This window comes from Pseudomonas sp. R-28-1W-6, from assembly GCF_009799925.1.
In the GTDB taxonomy this organism is placed as follows: Bacteria; Pseudomonadota; Gammaproteobacteria; order Pseudomonadales; family Pseudomonadaceae; genus Aquipseudomonas.
In genome coordinates, this window is record NZ_WELK01000012.1 from 95,289 (window position 1) to 111,060 (window position 15,772).

Annotated in this window: 11 protein-coding genes and 2 pseudogenes; 8 read left to right on the forward strand and 5 right to left on the reverse strand. The window is 64.3% G+C overall.

Translation table 11 applies throughout. The features are described 5' to 3' along the window. Positions 1–8: 8 nt before the first annotated feature. Positions 9–725 carry an arsenical resistance protein ArsH gene (gene arsH / locus F3I62_RS17915; RefSeq protein WP_160491005.1) on the reverse strand — a complete coding sequence of 239 codons (717 nt, stop codon included), beginning with the start codon at positions 723–725 and terminating at the stop codon, positions 9–11. A 30-nt stretch (positions 726–755) separates the two neighbouring features. After that, positions 756–1,112, reverse strand: coding sequence for a metalloregulator ArsR/SmtB family transcription factor (locus F3I62_RS17920; RefSeq protein WP_160491006.1), 357 nt, complete (start codon positions 1,110–1,112; stop codon positions 756–758). Between the two features lie 340 nt (positions 1,113–1,452). Here F3I62_RS17920 and F3I62_RS17925 point away from each other — a divergent pair, with 340 nt between their 5' ends. The 7 genes and pseudogenes from F3I62_RS17925 to F3I62_RS17945 all read left to right on the forward strand — a co-directional run bounded on the left by F3I62_RS17925 (position 1,453) and on the right by F3I62_RS17945 (position 8,469). Then, on the forward strand, positions 1,453–2,760 hold the full coding sequence (locus tag F3I62_RS17925) for a dicarboxylate/amino acid:cation symporter (RefSeq protein ID WP_160491007.1): 1,308 nt from the start codon (positions 1,453–1,455) through the stop codon (positions 2,758–2,760). 282 nt (positions 2,761–3,042) lie between these two features. Beyond that, entirely contained in the window at positions 3,043–3,633 is a 591-nt protein-coding gene (locus tag F3I62_RS17930; protein ID WP_160491008.1) for a phosphatase PAP2 family protein, read from the forward strand. A 200-nt stretch (positions 3,634–3,833) separates the two neighbouring features. After that, a complete protein-coding gene (gene aceK, locus F3I62_RS17935) occupies positions 3,834–5,567 on the forward strand; it encodes a bifunctional isocitrate dehydrogenase kinase/phosphatase (RefSeq protein WP_160491009.1) in 1,734 nt (577 codons plus the stop codon). Positions 5,568–5,679: 112 nt separating this feature from the next. Further along, positions 5,680–5,805 carry a PA1414 family protein gene (locus F3I62_RS20355; RefSeq protein WP_256667815.1) on the forward strand — a complete coding sequence of 42 codons (126 nt, stop codon included), beginning with the start codon at positions 5,680–5,682 and terminating at the stop codon, positions 5,803–5,805. 282 nt (positions 5,806–6,087) lie between these two features. Beyond that, a pseudogene (locus tag F3I62_RS20610) lies at positions 6,088–6,366 on the forward strand (PAS domain-containing protein); the annotation flags it as partial. Between the two features lie 312 nt (positions 6,367–6,678). Further along, positions 6,679–7,653, forward strand: a pseudogene (locus F3I62_RS20615) (methyl-accepting chemotaxis protein); the annotation flags it as partial. Positions 7,654–7,875: 222 nt separating this feature from the next. Continuing rightward, positions 7,876–8,469, forward strand: coding sequence for a tRNA-uridine aminocarboxypropyltransferase (locus F3I62_RS17945; protein WP_160491011.1), 594 nt, complete (start codon positions 7,876–7,878; stop codon positions 8,467–8,469). Positions 8,470–8,619: 150 nt separating this feature from the next. On the opposite strand, the gene F3I62_RS17950 is transcribed toward F3I62_RS17945, so the two are convergent. From F3I62_RS17950 to F3I62_RS17960, 3 genes are all read right to left on the reverse strand, one after another. Next, positions 8,620–9,978, reverse strand: coding sequence for an HlyD family type I secretion periplasmic adaptor subunit (locus F3I62_RS17950; protein WP_160491012.1), 1,359 nt, complete (start codon positions 9,976–9,978; stop codon positions 8,620–8,622). Positions 9,979–10,003: 25 nt separating this feature from the next. Continuing rightward, positions 10,004–12,151: a type I secretion system permease/ATPase gene (locus F3I62_RS17955; RefSeq protein WP_372240153.1), complete on the reverse strand. Its 2,148-nt coding sequence runs from the start codon at positions 12,149–12,151 to the stop codon at positions 10,004–10,006. A 75-nt stretch (positions 12,152–12,226) separates the two neighbouring features. Beyond that, positions 12,227–13,585 carry a TolC family outer membrane protein gene (locus F3I62_RS17960; protein ID WP_160491014.1) on the reverse strand — a complete coding sequence of 453 codons (1,359 nt, stop codon included), beginning with the start codon at positions 13,583–13,585 and terminating at the stop codon, positions 12,227–12,229. 458 nt (positions 13,586–14,043) lie between these two features. Between F3I62_RS17960 and F3I62_RS17965 the strand changes: the two genes are divergently transcribed. After that, positions 14,044–15,772, forward strand: a 1,729-nt coding sequence (locus tag F3I62_RS17965) for a retention module-containing protein (protein ID WP_160491015.1), incomplete at its 3' end; no start/stop codon positions are given.

The window sequence follows — 15,772 nt, forward strand, 5'->3', positions numbered from 1 at the left end:
GGGGTTCCTCAAATGGCAGATTGATTGACGCGTTTCGATAGTTGCTCGGCCGACTCCTTGCGTTCGGAGTAGCGGTCGACCAAGTAGTCGGCGCGCTCGCGCAGCAGCAGGGTGAACTTGACCAGTTCTTCCATGACATCCACCACCCGGTCGTAATAGGCCGAAGGCTTCATCCGCCCGGCCGCATCGAATTCGAGGAAGGCCTTGGGCACCGAGGACTGGTTGGGGATGGTAAACATGCGCATCCAGCGCCCCAGCACGCGCAGCTGGTTGACCACGTTGAACGACTGCGAGCCGCCGCAGACCTGCATCAGCGCCAGGGTCTTGCCCTGGGTCGGGCGGATCGCGCCGATGGCCAGCGGCACCCAGTCGATCTGCGCCTTGAACACGGCGGTCATCGCGCCGTGGCGTTCCGGCGAGCACCACACCTGGCCTTCCGACCACTGCATCAGTTCGCGCAGTTCCTGCACCTTGGGGTGGCTGTCCGGGGCATCGTCCGGCAGCGGCAGGCCGCGCGGGTCGAAGATGCGCGTTTCGGCGCCTAAGCGCTGCAGCAGGCGCGCGGCCTCCTCGGTGAGCAGGCGGCTGAACGAGTGCTGGCGGGTCGAGCCGTACAGCAGCAGGATGCGCGGCTGGTGCGTGGCCTGCAGCGGGGTGCCGAGCCGGTCGGCATCGGGCAGCGCGAACAGTTGGTCGTCGAGCTGGGGCAGGCTGTCGTCGTGCATCGGTAGGGTCCTTTTCGGTCTGGCCAGGCGTCAGCAGCAGGAGACGGCGCGTTCGGGGCGGTCATCCATGCATTGCAGGCGCTGGGCGACGGGGGTGAGCCAGTCGCGGTTGGCCTCCAGGGTGGTGCGCAGGACGCCCAGCACCCACTCCGGCAGATCCGGGTGCAGGCGGTAGTACACCCACTGGCCCTGGCGGCGGTCGGCCAGCAGGCCGCAGGTGCGCAGCTGGGCCAGGTGGCGGGAGATCTTCGGCTGGCTTTCGCCCAGGGCGCAGGTCAGCTCGCAGACGCACAGCTCGCCTTCGCCGGTGACCAGCAGCATCAGGCGCACGCGGGTGTCGTCGGCCAGGCATTTGAAGACGCTGGTCGGGGTCAGGGGTTCGCTCATGCTGGCGTCCTCCATATATTCGATTTTTCGAATATATGGAAAATCGAATGTCAGGTAAAGCCATGGCAGGCGCAACGTGCCCGGCAGGATGGGGGAAACCCGCCGCGCACTTGGCGGGAATCCGCCATAAATGTCGCTCAAGAGATGCCGATAATTATATTAAGTGTTTGTTATTAAAGGAATTTATTTAAATTTAGGCGGCTGGCACAAGCCTTGCGATAAGCGCTACAGCTCCCCGGTGGAGCCCCACAACAAATCCCTCCAGTGAGGAGGGTTAGCGCTAAATGCGGCTGCACGGCCTTGCGGACATCGAGGCTGGCGCAGCAAGAGAGGAACTGCCATGACCCGCAAACCGCTGTACAAGAGTCTGTACGCCCAGGTGCTGGTGGCCATCGCCATCGGTATCGCCCTCGGACATTTCTACCCGGAGACCGGCGTTGCCCTGAAGCCGCTGGGTGATGGCTTCGTCAAACTGATCAAGATGGCCATCGCGCCGATCATCTTCTGCACCGTGGTCAGCGGCATCGCCGGCATGCAGGACATGAAGGCGGTGGGCAAGACCGGCGGTTACGCGCTGCTGTATTTCGAAATCGTCTCCACCGTGGCCCTGCTGATCGGCCTGGTCGTGGTCAACGTGGTGCAGCCGGGCGTCGGCATGCATGTCGACCCGTCCACCCTCGACACCAAGGGCATCGCCGCCTACGCCGCCGCCGGCGAGTCGCAGAGCACCGTGGCCTTCCTGCTCAACGTGATCCCCAGCACCATAGTCGGCGCCTTTGCCAGCGGCGACATCCTGCAGGTGCTGTTCTTCTCGGTGATCTTCGCCTTCGCCCTGCAGCGCATGGGCGACTACGGCAAGCCGGTGCTGCACTTCATCGACCAGATCGCCCAGGTGATGTTCGGCATCATCAACATGATCATGAAGGTCGCGCCCATCGGTGCCTTCGGCGCCATGGCCTTCACCATCGGCCAGTACGGCGTCGGTTCGCTGGTGCAGCTGGGCCAGCTGATGATCTGCTTCTACGTCACCTGCGCGCTGTTCGTCCTGCTGGTCCTCGGCGGTATCGCCAAGGCCCACGGCTTCAGCATTCTCAAGTTCATCAAATACATCCGCGAAGAGCTGCTGATCGTGCTCGGCACCTCGTCCTCGGAGTCGGCCCTGCCGCGCATGCTGGACAAGATGGAGAAGCTCGGCGCGAACAAGTCGGTGGTCGGCCTGGTCATTCCTACCGGCTACTCGTTCAACCTCGACGGCACCTCGATCTACCTGACCATGGCCGCGGTATTCATCGCCCAGGCCACCGACACGCCGATGGACATCACCCACCAGATCACCCTGCTGGCGGTGCTGCTGATCGCCTCCAAGGGCGCGGCCGGGGTGACCGGCAGCGGCTTCATCGTGCTGGCGGCCACCCTGTCTGCGGTCGGCCACCTGCCGGTTGCCGGCCTGGCGCTGATCCTCGGCATCGACCGCTTCATGTCGGAAGCCCGCGCCCTGACCAACCTGATCGGCAACGGCGTGGCCACCATCGTGGTCGCCAAGTGGTGCAAGCAGCTCGACGAGACCACGCTGCAACAGCAACTGGCCGCTGGCGGGCAGACCGTGCCGGGCGCGGCGGACGTGCTCGGCCAGCAGAAGGTCGCCTGACTGCCTGATTTTCACCGCCCTGTCGGCAGGGCGGTACTCTCCTGGCCCGTCCTCGTGACGGGCTTTTTTTGTCCGCTTGCCGGGCGATTTGTTAGAGATGCTTCACAGCCTGAGCGGATCGAACGCACAGCCGGGTGGCGGCTGCGCGTAGAATGGTCGCCCTCAAGAACGACTCTGGAATGGATGCCATGTCGACTGATTCGCGCTCGCCTGCGCGCTGCATTTCCCGCCCCCCGGCTTGCCGACTGAACCACGCTCCTCTGGCGAGCGAGGGTTGAGCGGATGCAGAGCCACGATTTCTTCATCAACCTGATTCTCAGCGTGATCATGATCGTTGGGGTCTACCAGTTCTATTTCCTGACCCAGCGCTACACCCTGGTGGAGGTGCGCACCTTCCACTCGCGCCTGGACGAGAAGATGCCGTTCTGGCCGTCCTGGTCATGGATCTACAGCTTCCTCTACTACCCGGCGATCCTCTACATCAACTGGCTGGTGGAGAGCCCGCGCGACTTCACCATCATCGCCTTCTCCTACATCGTCCTGCTGGTGATGCAGATGGTCTGCTTCTGCGCCTTCCCGGTGTCGACTCCCGAGCACTGGCGCAGCATCAATACCGGGAGCAGCTGGTCCGAGCGCTTCCTGCGGTTCGTGCAGCGCTTCGATGCGCCGTCCAACTGCTTCCCCAGCATGCATGTCTCGGTGGCCACCCTGACGGCGCTGCTGGCGCTGGGTTCGCTGGGGCCCTGGGTGTTCCTGTTCCCGCTGCTGATCGCCCTGTCCTGTACCTTCACCAAGCAGCATTACCTGGCCGACCTACCGGCCGGCGCGCTGCTGGGCTGGGTGGCCTATCAGGTTTACCTGCTGCTGATCTGATTGCTCTTGCACTCCATCAGTGCTTTAAGGCGGCGCTCCTCCCCCGGACGCCGCCTTCTTTTTTTGCGCAGAGCTCCTGGCAATCCGCGCTCGAACCTTGGCTCCGGCGCTTTCTGCAGCGCCGCCGTGCGATTGCGGCTTTCCCTGGCGCGTCGCTCTGGCTAAGCTCGCGGTTCCGCATCCGCAGCAGAGGTTTTCCCATGGCGCAGCAACGACCGGCCGCCGATATCGCCCGTCAGATCCTCGACGGTTTCGACGACTATCGCGAGCACTTCCGTGAGATCACCAATGGCGCCCGGGCACGCTTCGAGAAGGCCCAGTGGCAGGAGGCGCAGGCCGCCTCGGCGGCGCGCATCAACCTCTACGAGGAAAAGGTCAGCGAAGTGGGCAAGCGCCTGCGGGCCAGCTTCAGCGACGACTTCCTGCTGGATGTCGAACTGTGGCCGCTGGTGAAAAGCGCCTACATCACCCTGATCGACCAGCGCTACGACGACGAACTGGCGGAGACCTGGTTCAACTCGATCTTCTGCGGCCTGTTCAGCCATGACCAGATCAGCGATGGCTGCATGTTCATCCACACCACGCGGCCGGCCCTGCGCCCCCAGGCCAGTGCGCCGCAAACCCGCATCTACCGGCCGCAGGGCAACCTGCAGCAGGCCTTGCAGGCGGTATTCGGCGATTACCGCTTCAGCGTCGACTTCGAGAACCTCGAGCGCGATATCCAGCGCCTAGAAACCCAGCTGCGCGCCAACCTGCCGGACTGGGTGTGCAAGGATCCGGAGCTGACCATCGAGCTGTTCTCCTCGACCCTGTACCGCAACAAGGGCGCCTACCTGGTCGGGCGCGTCTATACCCGCGACGAGCAGTGGCCGCTGGTGATTCCGCTGCTGCACCGCGAAGGGCAGGGCATCCAGATCGACACCCTGATCACCGACGAGGCGGAAGTCTCGATCATCTTCTCCTTCACCCGTTCCTACTTCATGGTGCGGGTGGAGATCCCGGCGGAGTTCATCGGCTTCCTCAAGCGCATCCTGCCGGGCAAGCACATCGCCGAGCTGTACACCTCGATCGGCTTCTACAAGCACGGCAAGTCGGAGTTCTACCGGGCGCTGATCAACCACCTGGCCAGCACCGACGACAAGTTCATCATGGCCCCCGGCGTGCGCGGCATGGTCATGAGCGTGTTCACCCTGCCGGGCTTCAACACGGTGTTCAAGATCATCAAGGACCGCTTCTCGCCATCGAAGAACGTCGACCGCGCCACGGTGATCGAGAAGTACCGCCTGGTGAAGAGCGTCGACCGGGTCGGGCGCATGGCCGATACCCAGGAGTTTGCCGACTTCCGCTTCCCCAAGGCCAAGTTCGACCCCGAGTGCCTGGCCGAGCTGCTGGAAGTGGCACCGTCCACGGTCGAGATCGAGAACGGCGACACCGTGCTGATCCGCCACTGCTGGACCGAGCGGCGCATGATCCCGCTGAACATCTACCTGGAGAGCGCCAATGAGGCGCAGATGCGCGAGGCCCTGGAAGACTACGGCCTGGCGATCAAGCAACTGGCCGCGGCGAACATCTTCCCCGGTGACATGCTGCTGAAGAACTTCGGCGTCACCCGCCATGGCCGCGTGGTGTTCTACGACTACGACGAGATCTGCTACCTGACCGAGGCCAACTTCCGGCGCATCCCGCCGCCGCGTTACCCGGAAGACGAGATGTCTTCCGAGCCCTGGTATTCGGTGGCGCCGCTGGACGTGTTCCCCGAGGAGTTCCCGCCGTTCCTGTTCGCCGACATCCGCCAGCGCCGCCTGTTCAACAAGCTGCATGGCGACCTGTTCGACGCCGCCTACTGGCAGGGGCTGCAGGAAGCGATTCGCGCCGGCAAGGTGATCGACGTGTTCCCCTACCGGCGCAAGGAAGTGGCCGACACCATCCAGTAACGCGACCATTGATCTGCGACAGCCGGCGGCTGGCCGGCGCGAACTAACCTATGCTCAGAAGTGGCCGCTGCCAGCGGCCATGACTGCATTGCCCCAGGCAGGAGGAAGTCGCATGAAAGCCAAATTGCACAGTCTTATCCGTCAGTGCCTGATTGCCCTTGGCGTCGTCGAGGCTCCGCGCCTGCAGCCGATCCCGGTCCGCCGCCAGCCGGCGCCGCGGGATCCGCGCCGCGGCTAAGCGCTGCAGCACAGCCCATCGGTAAAGTCTCGGCGGGGAGGCGCAAGGCGTCCCGCAGCGCCGTGGCGCGTGGCATTGCCATTGCCATTGCCATTGCCGGCCGGGGGGCATCGCTGAGATCGCGTCGGTCTCGGTCTTTATCCGTGCAGCCCCGTATTCTCTAGGCTGTAGCGTGATGTCGGAGTAATGGCACGGGCGTGCTGGTGAATTTTCTGGGCTGTGCTAGACAATATTGGGTGAGCCCGGAAGTCCGCCATCAACCTTATTCAAGGATGATCTCCCATGCGCCAGAATCTCCCCGTGTCTCAGCAGGAAAGAACCTTTCCCGCTGCGGAACGCCTGATCTCGACGACCGACCTGAACAGCAAGATCACCTATTGCAACGACGCCTTCGTCTCGATCAGCGGCTTCACCCGCGAAGAGCTGATTGGCCAGCCGCATAACCTGGTGCGCCATCCGGACATGCCGCCAGCGGTATTCGGCCATATGTGGGAGACCATCAAGCAGGGCAAGCCCTGGATGGGGGTGGTCAAGAACCGCGCCAAGAATGGCGATTACTACTGGGTCAGCGCCTATGTCACGCCGATCTACGAGAATGGCAAGATGGCGGGTTACGAGTCGGTGCGCTCGCTGCCCACGGCCGAGCAGAAGCGCCGCGCCGAAGCGCTCTACGCGCGCTTGCGGGCCGGCAAGCCGCCGGTGCCCATGCTCGAAGCCTGGACCTATGACCTGGTGCGTTGCTGGCCACTGATTCTGGCGGGCTTGGTGATACTGGGCTCGCATTGGCTGCTCAGTGGTATCTGGCTGCCCGTTTTCATCCTGGCGGTGATGTTCGCCCTGGGTTCCTACCAGCTGTACAGCCAGCGCCAGTTGATCCGCAAAACCCTGGCCGAACACCCCAAGGCCTTCACCAGTGCCCTGGTGGCTCTGACTTACAGCGACAATCGCGGTGCCCAGGCTTTGCTCGACATGGCGATGATCAGTGAAGAGGCGCGCCTGCAGACCGCCCTGACGCGCCTGGAAGATGCCGGTGAAAGTGTGCGGCAACGGGCCGCGCAGTCCGCCGAGCTGTCGCGTTCGGGCGCCGAGCTGCTGGACCAGCAACGCAGCGAGACGGATCAGTCGGCCACGGCGATCAACCAGATGGCCGCCACCATCCAGGAGGTGACGCACAATGTGCAGAACACCTCGCACGCCGCCGAGGAGGCCGATCGCCTGGCCCTGCAGGGGCGCCAGTTGGCCGACAGCAGCCTGGAGGCGATGCAGCACATGGCCGGGGCCGTGCACGAGATCGGTCGGGCGGTGAACGACCTGGCCGAGTCGACCCAGTCGATCGGCAGCGTGGCCGACGTGATCACCTCGATTGCCGAACAGACCAACCTGCTGGCACTGAATGCGGCGATCGAGGCCGCGCGCGCCGGCGAGCAGGGCCGCGGCTTTGCCGTGGTGGCCGACGAGGTGCGGGCGCTGGCCGGACGCACCCGCGAATCCACCGAGCAGATCCACCAGATCATCGCCTCGCTGCGCAGCGGCGCAGACCGGGCGGTCCACACTGCGGGCAAGGGCGAGGCCATCTCCCGCGAGAGCGTGCAGAGCGTCGAGGAGGTGCGTGAGGCCCTGGTCGGCATCAGCACCGCGGTGACCCGCATCACCGGCATGAGCCAGCAGATGGCTGCGGCTTCCGAGCAGCAGAGCCATGTGGCGGAAGATATCAGCCGGCAGATCACCCGCATCGCCCAGCTGTCCGACCACAGCGCCGGGCAGGCGCAGCAGGGCGCGGCGATTGGCCGGGAGCTGGAGCAGATGGCCGAGTACCTGCACAGCCTGGCGGAGCGCTTCAACCGCTAGCTGCGAGCCGCACTGCTTGCAGTTGCCGATACGGGTTAAAGCGGCCGGCTGGAACCCGGGCCGCTGCCCCCGGAAGACCCGGCCATGCCGGGTCTTCGCCTTTGTGCGCTGCCCAGTGCGCGCGGGCGTGTGCCCTTTGCCCGCGCTCGGCCATCCGCTCGGCGGTGATGTGCGGCGCTGCACGGCGCCTGTGGCACACTGCGCGGCCGAAGGAGAACCCCGATGTCCCGACCTTGCTGCGAGCGCTGCGCCCGGCCGCAGAGCCATTGCCTGTGCCCATTGCTGGCCAACCTGCCGAGCCGTACGCGAGTGCTGATCCTGCAGCATCCGGATGAGGTGCGGCATGCCCTGAACACGGCGCGCCTGGCGGCGCTGGGCCTGCAGAATGCCGAGCTGCGGGTGGGCGAGGTGTTTGCCGACCTGGCGCAATGGCTGGACCCGGCCTATCGCGCCTGCCTGCTGTTTCCGGGGGAGGGCGCACAGCCGTTGCCGCTGCTGCCCGAGGCCGGCGATGAGCGGCCGCTGCTGCTGGTGGTGCCGGATGGCACCTGGCGCAAGGCCCGCAAGCTGCTGCACGTGAATCCCGGGCTGGCCGCCTTGCCGCGGGTCTGCCTGCCGCCAGGGCTGGTCTCGCGCTATCGCTTGCGCAAGGCGCCGGCCGAGGGCGCGCTGGCCACCATCGAGGCGATCAGCGTTGCCCTGAACCTGCAGGAAGCGCCGGCCTGTTTCGACGAGCTGCTACGGCCATTCGAGGCATTGATCGAGGGGCAGATCGCGGCGATGGGCGAGGCCACGTTCCGCCGCAACCATCTGTAGCAGTAGACCCTGTGCCGTCGGCAGTTTAATTGCCCTTGTGCGCGAACCGGGAGGCGAGCACTGGCTTTGCGTAGGAGCGGCTTCAGCCGCGAATTTCGCGGATAAACCCGCTCCCGCAGCAGCGGCTAGGCGCTGTAGCAAAGCCTGCGCTTAGCGCTCGCGCAGCGCCTCCGACCGGGCCTTGAGCACGGGTTTGAGCAGGTAGTCCAGCACGCTTTTCTCGCCAGTGATGATGTCCACGGTGGCGACCATGCCGGGGATGATCAGCAGCGGGTGCTCGTCGCTGCCCAGGTGGCTCCTGTCGGTGCGCACCTGGATCAGGTAGAAGCTGTTGCCTTCCTCGTCGGTGATGGTGTCGGCGCTGATCAGCTCCAGCTTGGCCTTGAGCCCGCCATAGATGGTGTAGTCGTAGGCGGTGAACTTGACCATGGCCTTCTGTCCCGGGTGCAGGAACGCCACATCCTGGGGGCGCACCTTGGCTTCGATCAGCAGGTTGTCTTCCAGCGGCACGACCTCGACCATCGTATCGCCGGGCTGCACGACGCCGCCGATGGTGTTGACCTTGAGCAGCTTGATCACCCCGTGCACCGGCGAAACCACGGTGGTGCGGGTCACCCGGTCATCGATGGCGACGCTGGTGGAGGTGATCTTCTTCAGCTCGGTGCGCATTTCATTGAGTTCCTTGAAGGCATCCGAGCGAAAGCCCAGTTCGGACTCTTCGATGCGGCTCTTGATCTCCTCTACCGCCGACTCGGCCCGTGGAATGGCCAGGGTGGTGGCATCCAGCGAGCCGCGCACCTCCACCGCGCTGCGGCGCAGGCGCAGGATCTCGACCTGGGAGATCGCCCCCGTCGCCACCAGCGGCTGCGACATGTTCAGTTCCTGCTGGATCAGCCCCAGGCTGGAGCGGTACTGCTGGGCCTTGGCGCGGAACTCGGCGAGCTCCTGGGTCTTCTGTTGCAGCTGTTCGCGCAGGGTGTTCTGCTCGCTGTGCAGGCGCTGCTGGCGCGAGCGATACAGGGCCATCTCATCCTCGACCAGCTGCGGCGCGACTTTTACCAGCTCCTCGGGCAGCGCCAGGGGGCGGCCCTCGGCCTCGGCGCTGAGGCGTTCGACCCGGGCGACCAGGGCCATGCGGTCGGCCTCGGTCTCGCCACGGTTGGAGAGGAAACGGGTGTCGTCCAGGCGCAGCAAGGTGTCGCCCTTGTTCACCACCTGGCCTTCGCGTACGAAGATCTCCGTGACGATGCCGCCTTCGAGGTTCTGGATCACCTGGACCTTGCTCGAGGGAATGGCCTTGCCTTCACCGGTGGTGACCTCCTCCAGCACGGCGAACTTGGCCCAGACCAGGGCGGCCAGCAGGCAGGCGCAGACCGTCCACACGGTGGCCCGGGCCAGCCAGGGCGAGTCTTCGAGGACGGCTCCGTCCACCTCGGGCATGAACTCGGTGTCCTGCTTGTGTTTCTGCAGGCTGCCGAAGTAGTCACGAATCGATTGGCTCAGTTCCATGCACGACCTCCAGCGGGGCAGCGCGTCATACCGCCGCCGGACCGACGCGGCCCTTGCGCAGGGCTTCGATCACGGCTTCCTTGGGGCCATCGGCGACGACATGGCCATTGTCGAGCACCACCAGACGATCGACCAGGCTGAGCATCGAGGCCCGATGGGTAATCAGCAGCACGGTCTTGCCTTGTGCCCAGCCGTGCAGGCGGTTGCGCAGGATGTCCTCGCTGGTGTTGTCCATGGCGCTGGTCGGCTCGTCGAGCAACAGGATCGGCGGGTCGAGAAGCAGGGCGCGTGCCAGCAATACCGCCTGGCGCTGGCCGCCGGAGAGAAGCTGGCCGCGTTCGCCCACCGGACGGTCGAAGCCCCTGGGATGCTGCCGCGCCAGTTCGGACACCCCGGTCAGCTCCGCCACTTCGAGCATGCGCGCATCGCTGACATAGCGCGCGCCAAGGGTCAGGTTGTCGCGCAGGCTGCCGGCCAGCAGCGGCAGGTCATGGGCGACATAGCCGATCTGGTGGCGCAGGTCGGCGACATCCAGCTGGCGCAGGTCGAGGCCATCGAGGAGGATCTGCCCTTCATCCGGGGTGTAGAAGTTCATCACGAGGCGGGCCAGGGTGCTCTTGCCCGAACCGCTGCGGCCGATGATGCCGACCCGTTCCCCGGCAGCCAGGTGCAGGCTGACCTTGGCCAGGGCCGGCGTGCTCTGTCCGGGATAGCTGAAGCTGACCTGGCGCACGTCGAGGGCGCCCTTGAGCTGAGTGCGTTCCAGCGGGCGTTGGTTGGCTTGGCGCTCCTGCGGCAGGGCCATCAGGGCGTCGGTGCTGGTCATGGTCAGGCGCGCCTGCTGGTAGCGGGTGATCAACCCGGCAATCTGCCCGAGGGGCGACAGCACGCGACTGCCGAGCATGTAGCAGGCGACCAGGGCGCCGACACTCAGGTGCCCGGCAATGATGATGTAAACCCCGGCGACTATGGTGGCCATGCCGGCGACCTGCTGGAAGAACAGGGTACCGTTGGTGGCCAGGGAGGCCAGGAAGCGACTGTGGTTGTCCAGGCGGGTGAGGGCGCCGTGGGTCTTTTCCCAGCGGTGCTGGCGTTCGCTCTCGGCACCGCAGGCCTTGAGGGTTTCCAGGCCGCCGAGCGTCTCGATCAGCAGGGCCTGGCGTTCGGCCCCCAGGACCAGGCTCTTCTGTACCGTGTCGCGCAGGCGGGCCTGGATGATCAGCGCGAAGATCGCGGTGATCGGGAAGGCCAGCAGCGGGATCACCACCAGCCAGCCGCCGAGCAGGCCGATGATCACGATCATCAAGACGGAGAAGGGCAGGTCGATCAGGCTGGTCAGCGTGACCGCCGTCAGGAATTCGCGCAGTCCCTGAAAGTCGTGAATGCTCTGGGCAAAGCCGCCGATCGTCGCCGGGCGCGCCTTCATCGACATGCCGGTGATGCGTTCGAACAGGGTGGCGGACAGCACCACGTCGGTCTTCTTGCCGGCCACATCCAGCAGGTGGGCGCGCAGCACGCGCAGCAGCAACTCAAAGCCGCTGCCGATGAACAGGCCGATGACCAGTACCCACAGGGTTGCGGTGGCCTGGTTGGGCACCACGCGGTCGTAGGTCTGCATGACGAACAACGGCACCATCAGGCCGAGCAGGTTGATCAGCAGGCTGGCAAGGACCGCGTCGGTATAGAGCCAGCGCGACAGCTTCAAGGTATCGCGGAACCAAGCCTCGATGCGTGGCACCAGTGGGTTGCGCACATCCTCCAGTTCATGCCGCGGGCGGGCGAACAGTGCCTGCCCCGAGTATTCCAGGGCCAGGTGTTCATGGCTGACCCACTGCTCGCCGCCTTCGGACTCGCACGGCAGGATCAGCAGCTTGTTCTGCGGGCCGATCTTGCGCAGCACGGCGCTGCGGCCATCTTTGAGCAGCAGCAATACCGGCAGGTTGAGTGGCGAGATGGCGCTCAGCTCGCGCCGCAGTATGCGCCCCTGCAGGCCGGCCCTGGCGGCGGCGCGGGGCAACAGCTCGGCAGTCAGGCGTTGTGCGGGCATGGGCAGGCCGGCCGTGAGGCTGGCGCGACTGGCGGAACAATCATGCAGTTTGCAAAGGATCAGCAATCCGTCCAACAGCGGGTCGTCGTGACTCTGCCGTTGGTCATCGGAGGGTGTCCGTTCCATGGTGGTCAAGGTCACTACTCCTGAGAGACCGTCTGCCAACAGTGGGCGTGTTGGCAGACGCTCCCTTCGCCGGGATTACTTCATTTCCGGCAGGCGGGCCTCGCTCTTCACTTCGGTGAGGGCTACAGCTTCGGCCGGCAACACCACGTTCTGTTTCTTCAGCAGCTCTCCCGTGGCGGAGAGCACACGGTACATGGAGAACTCTTCGATATAACGCACCTCGGTGTAGCGACGGTTGGCGGTAAACAGTTCGTTCTCGCTGTCCAGCAGGTCGAGCAGGGTGCGCTGCCCCAGGCTGAACTGCTGCTGGTAGGCCTCGCGCACGCGCGAGGTGTAGTCGGCATAGTCACGTGCCTCGGGGGTTTGCAGGCGCGCGTTTTCCATGGCGTTCCAGGCCAGGGCCAGGTTCTCGTTGAGCACGCGCAGCGCATTGTTGCGAATGTCCATCGACTGGTTGATCTGGTGCGCCGCCGATTGTAGGCGCGCCTTGTCGCGCAGGCCGTTGAACAAGTTGTAGTTCATTACCACGGCTGCCCGCCAGGTGTTGTAGTGGCCTTCATCGCCCTGGACGTTGTCGTCGGCGGTGGTGGCCAGTTCCAGGTCGAAGCGCGGGTAGAAGGGCGACTTGGCCACTTCGTACTGTTTCTCGGCGGCATTCACATCCGCCTGCGCCGATTTCAGGTAGGGGTTGTTGTCGATCACGGTCTGGCGGGCCAGGTTGATGTCTTGCGGTACTTCGCCTTTCACCGTGCTGGGTTGCTCCAGTTCGTCGGGCATGCGGCCGACCGCGCTGAAGAAGTTGGCTTCTGCATCCGCCAGGTTGACCTGCTCGGTGTACAGGTTGTTCTTGGCCAGAGCCAGGCGCGCCTCGGACTGGTCGAGGTCGGCGGTGCTACCGACGCCCCGCTCGCTGCGCAGGCGGATTTGATCGTTGATGCGCTGGTGCGCCTGCAGGTTGTTCTCGGCCAGGCTCACCATTTCGCGACGCTTCAGGACATCCAGGTAGACCTCGGCGGTGCGCAGGGCCAGGCTTTCCGAGGTGGCGAGTACGTAGTAAGCCCGCGAGTTGACGACGGCCTCGGTGCGCGCCACCTCGTTGGGGGTGTTGAAACCGTCGAACAGCATTTGCCGCAGACGCAGCTCGGCGTCGCGATAGTTGAGGGTTTCCTTGTTGTGGTCGTTGTCCTGGGCGCGGGTGCTGGGGCTGTCGGTCTGCTCCCGGCCATAGCCCAGCAGCAGGTCGACGGTGGGCAGGTAGCCACCTTTGGCAACTTTCACCTCTTCATCCGTAGAGAGGCGGTCATTCATGCTGGCATGCAGTTCCGGATGATTGTCGATGGTGCTCTGGATCGCTTCGGCGAGCGTCATGGCCTGCACCTGCGTACTGAGCATGGCGAGCAGGATGCTGCTGCAGAGCGGTTTTAGAACGTGCATGAGGGGCTCTCCTTGATTCATATGCTCGGTCTTAACGCCAAAATAATGACATCTAGTTCCTAGAAAGGCGCTTCAAGCCTGTTACATCACAGCTAAGAACATCCTCAAGAGTAGCTAAGAAAAATTCAGAACAAGATTTATGAGAAATAAGTCTTATGCACTCCGTGATAACGGGCACATTGTTTCCTTCGTAAGCCGCGAGAAATGGGGTTTTCATGCCGTTTTGCGGTAAAGAATGATGGTCAGTCGCGGTTTGGAGCATAAGGGCGGGATATACCCGATGGAGTAGGCCGGTGCAGTTAGGGCGACACTTTTTTGTCGCGTTGGCGTGACAAATTAATAACGCACCGATTCAGTCCATCCTGCTTTCTTCTCACATGCTTCGTGGCTCGAAAGGCGATTGATCCTTTTGAAACGTGTCGACCACGGTCGACAGTTGTGTTGTGGAGGAAGGACTCATGGCTACTTTGATTGGTATCGTCAGCCAGGTTGTCGGCGAAGTCTTTGCGGTAGCTGGCGATGGATCGCGTCGACCGCTAGTCGAAGGCGATCGTGTCTATAGCGGCGAACAACTCGTAACAGGCGCCGGCGGTGCCATCTCCGTCGCCATGACCAATGGCCAGGTCTTGACGCTTGGCCGTGACAGCAGCATGGGCCTCACCGAACAGCTGCTCGCCGGTACAGAGGGGGCGTCACAGGGCGCGGCGCCGGACAGCGCTCCGGCGGCCCCATCCGATGCCGACCTGACCGATGTCGAGAAGCTGCAGGCGGCGATCGAGGCGGGCGTCGACCCGACCCAGTTGGGTGAAGCGACTGCTGCCGGCCCGGGCGCCGGTGGTGCGGCTGGCGCGGCAGGTGGCGGGCACAGCTTCGTGCTGCTGAGCGAGGTTGGTGGCGCGCTGGATCCGATCATTGGCTTCCCCACCGAAGGCCTGGGGTATGTGCCGGAGTTCCCGGATCCCGAACCTTTCATTGCGGCAGAGCCGCAAGCCGAAGATCCCGTTCCCGATATCGAAATCCAGTATGAAGATACCAATGGTGCCGTGATTGTCGGGCCTGCCAGCGTCGATGAGGAGGCGCTGAGCGACGGCAGCAACCCCGACAGCAACGCCGAGCAGGCCGGAGGAGCGATCATCGTCAACTCGCCGGATGGCGTGTCCGCCCTGGAAATCCAGGACGTCAATGGCAACTGGATCAATGTCACCAACGGCGGTGTGGTGCAGGGCCAGTACGGCATCCTGAGCGTGGATGCCAGCGGTAACTGGCTCTATACCCTCACCGATAACACCCTCGATCACAGCAACCCAGGTGCCTCCGAGCAAGTCGGCGAGAGTTTCTCGGTTCGTGCATTCGACCTGGATGGCGATGTGTCGCCAACCCAGCAGTTGAATGTGCGGATCAACGATGACAATCCTGACGTCAATTTTGGCCAGGGTGGGTTCTCCGGGCTAATCGTGGATGAGACGGATCTGGGCCTGACCGATACCGGCAATTTCTCCGGAGCCTTCCAGGCCAACTTCGGCGCCGATGGTGGCGCCGTGGCCTATTCGCTGGCGATCAACACCCTCGACAGCGGCCTGCGGGATACCGTCACGGGGGCAAACATCGAGTTGCATCTGGTGGACGGCGTGATTCAGGGCTGGGTGGGTGGCGACCCGAACCTGGTGGCTTTCAGCGCCCAAGTCAATGAGTCTGGCGATCTGACGCTGACCCAGCTGCGTGCCCTGCAGCATTCGAACCCGGCCAGCACCGACGAGCCGGTGGCTGTGGCGGGCGGGGTGATCCGGTTGGTGGCGGTTGCCACCGATGGCGATGGCGATACCGCCAGTGCCAGTCTGGACCTGGGTGGGTTGCTGCTCTTCCGCGATGATGGCCCGACTGCCATAAGCGACACGAATTCGATCGCGGCCGGCGGGTTTGGTCCGGCGACCGGCAACGTGATCACCGATGCGGGTGACGGCGACACGGGCGCGGACACCCGGGGCGCGGACGGTGCGCAGGTGTCCTCGGTGACGGCGACGACGGCCGGCGGTGCGCCGACGGCGGTGGCGGGCGCGACCGTGGTGCAGGGCGAATACGGGGTGCTGACGCTGAACCCGGATGGTTCCTACAGCTATGCGCGTGATGAGGGGACGCCGGGTGGCGTGTCGGATGTCTTCACCTACACGCTGCAGGACGGCGATGGCG